A 6791-nucleotide genomic window follows, 5' to 3' on the forward strand; every position below is an offset into this window, starting at 1 on the left:
AACTGAGGTGATCGACGGCAGGCGCTGCGCGCGCCTGCCGCTTGGATGGGCGCCTCTCCCAAAGTCCCGAACTCAGCGCGTGGGTCAGATGGGGCGTGGCGATTGCACCCCCGCATCAGGGGTGAGCCTCTTGGGCGGGCGTGCGGCTGCCTGGATGGCGGTGACCCTGCGACCCGGACGGGACTCGATCCATTCGGCGCAAGCCCATGAGGGCGCAAGTGCGCCCGCAAGGCACGAGCACGGCTGAAGTAACAATTTGCAAGCCGCTCTCGGAGCCAAAAGAGAAGCCGTATAGCATCGCGGCGAATTGAATATGGCTGAGAAATTCTGCGGCTGGGAAATAGATCCAGCCGAAGGGCGTGCTTTGGCCCAATAACGCCAGCGGCGTTCTTCATTTAACCATTGAGCATTCTTGAGGGAATATGGGAATCAATATAAAGATAACAGGGGTTCTTCTTGCCGCGACCGCATTCGGGTATGCCTATGCGCAGGGCGTGGACCGGAGCCTGCCATTGGGGTACGGGGTGGACGTGGGCCTGAGCGATGACCGCTTCAAGGTATTGTCGAAGAATATGGAGGGGACTTGTGCCAACATGAGTTCCAGAGGAACTCCCGACAAGTATAGATATTGCCCCGCAACACTGGAATATTCCGATAAATGCATGGAGACCTGGGCGCCCTGCGGGGTGGAGTTCGGCTTCCAGATCATTCCCGTCTGCAATAAATCGGTCAACGACCATCCGCTGTATCCCGATAACCCGAGGCAATGGGTGATGAGCCAGGCGGGGTACCGCGCCGACACGCAACAGTACTATTGCTATTGCAAATGGGAGGGCTCCGACAACCCCTACCTCCGCGATCCCCTGAGCGGATGGTGTGCCCGCAAGGAGTTGCTGGACCCGCCTCCGCCGCCACCCCCGCCGCCGCCTCCACCACCACCCCCGCCGCCACCGCCTCCCCCGGCGCCCCCAACCCCGCCGCCGCCGCCGCCCCCCACGGACCGCATCGTTCCGCTATCCCTGTTTCCGGGCGGGCAGGACGGCATGTGCATGGGCGATCCGGTGATCCCCGCCACGGGCGAGAACTTTCAGGAACAGGTGGACTATGTGGACCCGCAAGGCGCGGGCCTGGATTTCGTGCGCATCTACCGCAGCCATTGGGCGCTGGGCCCGGGCCGGTCGAACCACGGGCTGGGAGCGCAGTGGAGCCATAACCACGCCATCGAATTGAAGGTGGCCAGCGGCGCCGCGACCGTGCTTTTCGGCGACGGCCTGGAGCGTTCTTTCAGCCAGGGCGCTTCCGGCGCATGGACGCCGCGCGAACCGGGCGATGCGATGACCCAGGCCAATGGCGGCTGGACCGTCAAATATGCCGCCGACGATTCCGTCTTGAAATTCGACAGTGCCGGAAAGATCCTGAGCCGCCAGTTCCGCAACGGCTGGGTGATTTCCTACGGCTACCAGAATGGACGCCTGATGACGATCAGGAACCATTTCGGCAAAGCGATCAACATCGAGCGCAATGACGATGGGTCCATCAAGAATATCTCGAACCCGAACGGCCTCAGGACCTATTACACCTATGCCGGCGGCAGCCTGGAATCCGTGAGCCTGGACGGGCGGTATACGAAACGATTCACCTACGAGAATGCCCAGCTCCCGTTATTGCTGACTGCCATCATCGACGAGAACGGCCGCCGGTTCGCCAGCTTTGCCTATGACGATGCGGGGCGCACCCTGAAAGCCGCCCACGCGGGTGATGCGCTGGCGCATGAATTCGATTATTCGGCGATCGGCGCGGGCCGGGCGCTGGTGAAGGATGCTCAGGGCAAGAACCGTGAATTCGGTTTCAGCTACCAGAACGGGGCGCTGGCCATTACCGGGGCGTCGGCAGTCCCGGCCCTGGCGTATGCCCCGGTGACCCGCCGAACCCAGAATGCCGCGGGGCTCATCACCACGGAAGAGGACTTCGCGGGGCGCAAAAACGTCTACGTGTGGGACGAGGGCCGGCAACTGCCGACCCTGGCCACGCACGCCGCCGGCACGGCCGATGAGCGGTCTGTGCAGACGGAGTGGCACGCATCGTTCCGCCTGCCCGTCAAACGGCGGGAGGCGAACCGGGCGACCGAATACACCTACGACGCGCTGGGCAACCTGATCGGCGAGCGCGTCTATGACGCCGTGCAGCCCGGGGGCGCTTCCAGGGCCGTGACCCGGAGCTGGGAGTACAGCGGCGGGCTGCTGCTGTCCGCCACCGATGCGAACGGCTTCAAGACCACCTACAACTATCCCAATCCGCCCGACCCCCGGCCCACGGAGGTGACCAATGCGCTGGGGCAGACCACGTCGTACTTCCGCCAGGAGGGCTATCTCTACCTCATGGGCTTGCCCAACGGCGTCCGCTACGAATTCGAGACGGGCGCCGATCCCCGCCGATTCGTCACCCAGGTGGCGACGGCCGGCCTGTATTGGAATTACGAGTACAACGCCATCGGAAAGCTCTCCAGGAAGAGCGAGCCTTCGGGGTACGCCGTGGATTACGCCTACGACGACGCCCACCGGCTGTCCGGCTGGAAGGACAACCGCGGCGCCTGGGGGCGCCATGCCTACGACGGCTTCAACAACGTCGTCCTGACGGAGATCGGCGATGCCGCCGGAACAATCGCCTGGAGGGAGCAAAAGCAATACAACGCGCTCAACCAGCTCGAAACCGTGCAGGCGGGGGATTCCAGGGACCGCTATGCCTATGGCCCCAATGGCGAACTGGCCGCGCAGACCAACGCCCTGAACCAGAGCACCACCTTCCAGCGCAATGCGTTCGGGCAGGCGACGAAGATCACCGACCCTTCCGGCAAATCCGCCTCGCTGGCCTATGACGGCCTGGGCGTGGTGAAGGCGGCCACCGACTTCACGGGCGTGGCCACCACCTATGCCAACGACCTGCGCGGCAACCCCACGCGCGAATCCACGGCGGACGCGGGAGGCACCGACATCCAGTACGACGCCATGGGGCGCGCCGTCCAATGGACGGATGCGCTGGCCCGCACCACCCGGGCGACCCGCGACGCGCTGGGCAGGACGACGCGGCTGCTCTTCGCGGACGGCAGGCAAAGCGTGCTGCGCTACGACCTGGCAGGCGCGGCCTACAACGCCGACGGCGCGCCCCAGGCGAGCACGGGCGCGCTGAGCGAACTGCAAGACCCTGGAGTGACCACGCGCTACCGCTACGACAGGCTCGGCCGGGTCATGGCCAAGACGCAGATCCTGACCGGCGGCGACACGCGGTCCGTGGGCTATGAGTACGTGCCGGGCGGCAGTGCCGGAGCGGGAGAGATCGCCGCCATGGCCTATCCCGGCGGCAAGCGGCTGCAGCGGCAGTACGACGCCACGGGGCAGCTCACCGGCCTGCAGTGGAACGGCCAGCCGCTGCTCACGGGGATCACCTGGAGCCCGCTGGGCCAGCCCACGGGCTGGACGTGGGCGGCCAGCGGCCTGAAGGAGCAGCGCAGCTACACCGTGGCGGGCCAGCTGGCCTCCAGCCGGCTCCTGCCCCAGCTCACCTGGGACAGCGCCGGGCGGCTCACCCAACTGCAGCAGCGGCACATGCTGCCGGCGGCGAGCGGCACGGCCGCGCAGCAGGCGGTGCTGGCCAGTGCCTTCACCTACGACGCGGCAGGCCGGCTGACGGCCAGCGCCCACAGCCTGCCCGCGGGCCTGGCGCTGCCCCGGGGCTGGGGCCTGGGCGACACCGTGGGGGCCACGGCCAGCGGCTATGCGTGGGATGCCAACGGCAACCGCACGCAGGCCTTCCATACCAGCGCCACGGGGGCCGGCACGGCCCGGCTGGAGCGGGTGTACCAGCCGGTGGCGGGCAGCAATCGGCTCAAGGGCTACAGCGAAACCTTCACGCCGGCGGGGGCGGCGGCGCGCACGACCCAGATCACCTATGCCCAGGACGCCACGGGGGCGCTCACGAAGAAGGGCGACGCCTACCTGCACTACGGCGCGGATGGGCGCATCGCCAAAGTAGGCTTGAACGCCGACCCCAAGAACGCCCTGGCCGTGGAATACACCACCAATGCCCTGGGCCAGCGGGTCTTCAAACGCGATGCGCGCATCTCCGGCACCAACGCCAGCGCTGCGGTCACCGTGCAAACGGTCTATGCGGAAGACGGCATCGGCAGCACGGTGCTCGGCCAGTACGGCAACCGCAGGAGCGGCAATAGTGCGGCGCCGGCGGGGGAGATGGACAGCACGGAGATCATCTACCTGCCCACGGCCTCCGGTCCGATGCCGGTGGCGGCGCAGATCAACGGGCGGCTATATGCAATCGACGCGGATCACCTGAACACGCCGCGAAGGCTGACCAACGCCCAAGGGCAGGTGGTGTGGCAGTGGCTGATCACGGGCTTTGGAGAGGCGAACCCGACCACCGGGGCGACGGGCTATGCGCAAAGCGGCGAGGCCAGCGGCCGTAGTTATGGGGAAGCGGTGCGGTTCGACCTGCGGTATCCAGGGCAGGTGTGGGACGAGGAGACGGGGCTGAGCTACAACCTGCATCGGTATTACGACGCGGGGACGGGGCGGTATATCCAGGCTGATCCGATTGGGTTGGATGGGGGATGGAATCGTTTTGTTTATGTGAACGCGAATCCACTTCTGAAAATCGATCCTGTTGGTTTATGCCCATTGTGTTTGATTCCTGCATTGCCCTATGTTGGAGAGGTTGCTGTTATTGCGGGCGCATGGTGGGCCAGTCAAAACATATATCAGGAGAAGACTCCAAACCGTGGGAAACCTTGGGAGTGGCATACCAATCCCGGAAGTGGGCAAGAGCGACTATATGGTCCTGATGGACGGCCGACTGTCGATATCGATTGGGATCATGACCACGGTCAGGGTCAGCCTCATCCTCACAATTGGGGCGGCCCTCAAGGTCCAAGAGAAGTTCCTGAAAATGGATTTTCCCCGTGGCCTCGTGGTCGAAAGAATCCGGCTGGATGCAATTGACAGGGAGTATTGGAATGACAAAAACTGTGGCACTGGTTCTGAGTTCTGATAGTCCTCTGATGGTAGAGGCTTTGGCGCTTTGTATGCCCATATGGATTGCAGATGTTCCGGAGAACATGGTGTTTAAGAGATTATTTCTAAGAAATAGCGGTGATGTGTCAATAACTTGGTTTCCCGTAAGGCAGGGGGAGGAAATGAAGTCTGCCGCATCGAGAATAATTTTCTCCCTGGATGATCATTACAACGAAGATGCTCAATCAATAGGCTATCAAGGGTTGTTGGTTGTGGGGGCGCCTTATGAAGTTGGTATGAATGATGAATATGCGATTCTCGGATTTAAGAGGCTGGAGGCCACGGGTTTTGGTTTTGTGGCGATGAAGTGAACTTTGGTCAGTGATTATGTGCCGAGAGATTTAGCGCTACAGATGACTCAAATGCAGCAAGTTCAAGCGCATGGCCGGAATTCAGTACCGGCAGTGCGGTGAATGCTCTGGGCCAACGAGTGTTCAAGCGCGATGCCGGAGCGGGCGCTACGGCAGCCACGGTGCAGACGGTGTATGCCGAAGACGGCATCGGCAGCACGGTGCTGGGCCAGTACGGCAACCGCAGGAGCGGCAACAGCACAGCGCCGGCGGGGGAGATGGAGAGCACCGAGGTCATTTATCTGCCCACGGTTTCCGGCCTGATCGGTGCGGTTCGACCTGCGGTATCCAGGGCCGGTGTGGGATGAGGAGACGGGGCTGAGCTACAACCTGCATCGGTATTACGACGCGGGGACGGGGAGGTATATCCAGGCGGACCCGATTGGGCTCGCGGGCGGATGGAATCGGTTTGCATACGTAAATGCAAACCCAGTCAAATACATCGACCCTAGCGGAAAAAACGCTCTGTTGGGGGCAGATTTTGGTACAGAGGGGGCTTATTGTTGCGGTCCCTCCTGGGATCGGAGTGGGTGCAGTTTAAATAATGAAGCTTGCAAATGAAAACCATTCTTGGAGATTCTGTGAGTTTTATAGAAAGTCGTTTGGTGGGGGTAGGGCTCAACAAAAATGGAAAAGAACTTACTCTATTCATTACATTGAAGGGCGGCACTGATGTTGCTATAGAAATGCACAACGTCGACAAGCTCTTGATTAATGAATTTCGTCAGAGCAATATCATTGATGAAGTAAATCATTGGACTCATGAGAGTTGCACGGATGAACTCAGGCAAGCGGTTTTTTATTTAACCACCGGACGATCAGAAGATGAATGTGATTGCAAAATGCTATCAGTGGCAACCAATGCCTTGGAATGCATTAATCGAGGGGAAATGGAAATAATGGAAATTACCGCGATATTTGGCGCACAGATTCTTGCGTCATTTTCCTCCATGACGATAAGGCAAAAATCCGATTAATCACAAGGTGAGGCAGTCTCAAATCTGATGTTCAACATCTGGGAACCTCTCAAAACCCAGCCCCTCTGTCTTTGACCGAGAACGCCTGAGTCCGCCATAGCCATGATCACTCCCCGCAGCGCGCTGAAGTTCGACCTGTTCGCGGAGGCCTCGCGCCAGCACAAGAGGGATGAGGTGGGCGATCCGTTGCAGGTGATCGCGCGGCACATCGATTTCGCGGAGCTGACCCGGCTGGTGGATGCGCTCATCGAGCGCGGCGATGGCCGCAAGGGCGGGCGGCCCAGCTACCCCACCGAGGTCATGGTGCGCATCCTGGTGTTGAAGCGGCTGTACAACCTGTCCGATGAGCAGATGGAGTACCAGTTGCTGGATCGGGCGAGCTA

Annotated in this window: 6 protein-coding genes; all 6 read left to right on the plus strand. The window is 61.7% G+C overall.

Features of this window, described 5'->3' with window-relative positions:
- The first annotated feature begins 662 nt into the window (after nucleotides 1–662).
- Nucleotides 663–5009: an RHS repeat-associated core domain-containing protein gene (locus AX018_RS07940; RefSeq protein WP_211322390.1), complete on the plus strand. Its 4347-nt coding sequence runs from the start codon at nucleotides 663–665 to the stop codon at nucleotides 5007–5009.
- A gap of 14 nt (nucleotides 5010–5023) precedes the next feature.
- Entirely contained in the window at nucleotides 5024–5392 is a 369-nt protein-coding gene (locus AX018_RS24685) for a hypothetical protein (protein WP_146749255.1), read from the plus strand.
- A 119-nt stretch (nucleotides 5393–5511) separates the two neighbouring features.
- Nucleotides 5512–5739, plus strand: coding sequence for a hypothetical protein (locus tag AX018_RS24690; RefSeq protein ID WP_170146208.1), 228 nt, complete (start codon nucleotides 5512–5514; stop codon nucleotides 5737–5739).
- The gene (locus tag AX018_RS25995; protein WP_211322391.1) at nucleotides 5729–5992 is read left to right on the plus strand and encodes an RHS repeat-associated core domain-containing protein; all 264 of its coding nucleotides are present in this window, start codon (nucleotides 5729–5731) and stop codon (nucleotides 5990–5992) included. Before AX018_RS24690 ends, AX018_RS25995 begins: the two co-directional genes overlap by 11 nt.
- Complete coding sequence (locus AX018_RS24695) at nucleotides 5989–6408, plus strand: hypothetical protein (protein ID WP_146749257.1); 420 nt, start codon at nucleotides 5989–5991, stop codon at nucleotides 6406–6408. Before AX018_RS25995 ends, AX018_RS24695 begins: the two co-directional genes overlap by 4 nt.
- Nucleotides 6409–6513: 105 nt before the next feature.
- A partial coding sequence (locus tag AX018_RS25430) for a transposase (RefSeq protein WP_245951476.1) occupies nucleotides 6514–6791 on the plus strand: 278 nt, incomplete at its 3' end.

It is taken from the genome of Paracidovorax anthurii (assembly GCF_003269065.1).
GTDB lineage: Bacteria > Pseudomonadota > Gammaproteobacteria > Burkholderiales > Burkholderiaceae_C > Paracidovorax > Paracidovorax anthurii.

Coding starts and splice junctions, on each gene's coding strand:
- AX018_RS07940 (WP_211322390.1), top strand. CDS start 663: ATGGAGACCTGGGCGCCCTGCGGGGTGGAGTTCGGCTTCCAGATCATT.
- AX018_RS24685 (WP_146749255.1), top strand. CDS start 5,024: ATGACAAAAACTGTGGCACTGGTTCTGAGTTCTGATAGTCCTCTGATG.
- AX018_RS24695 (WP_146749257.1), top strand. CDS start 5,989: ATGAAAACCATTCTTGGAGATTCTGTGAGTTTTATAGAAAGTCGTTTG.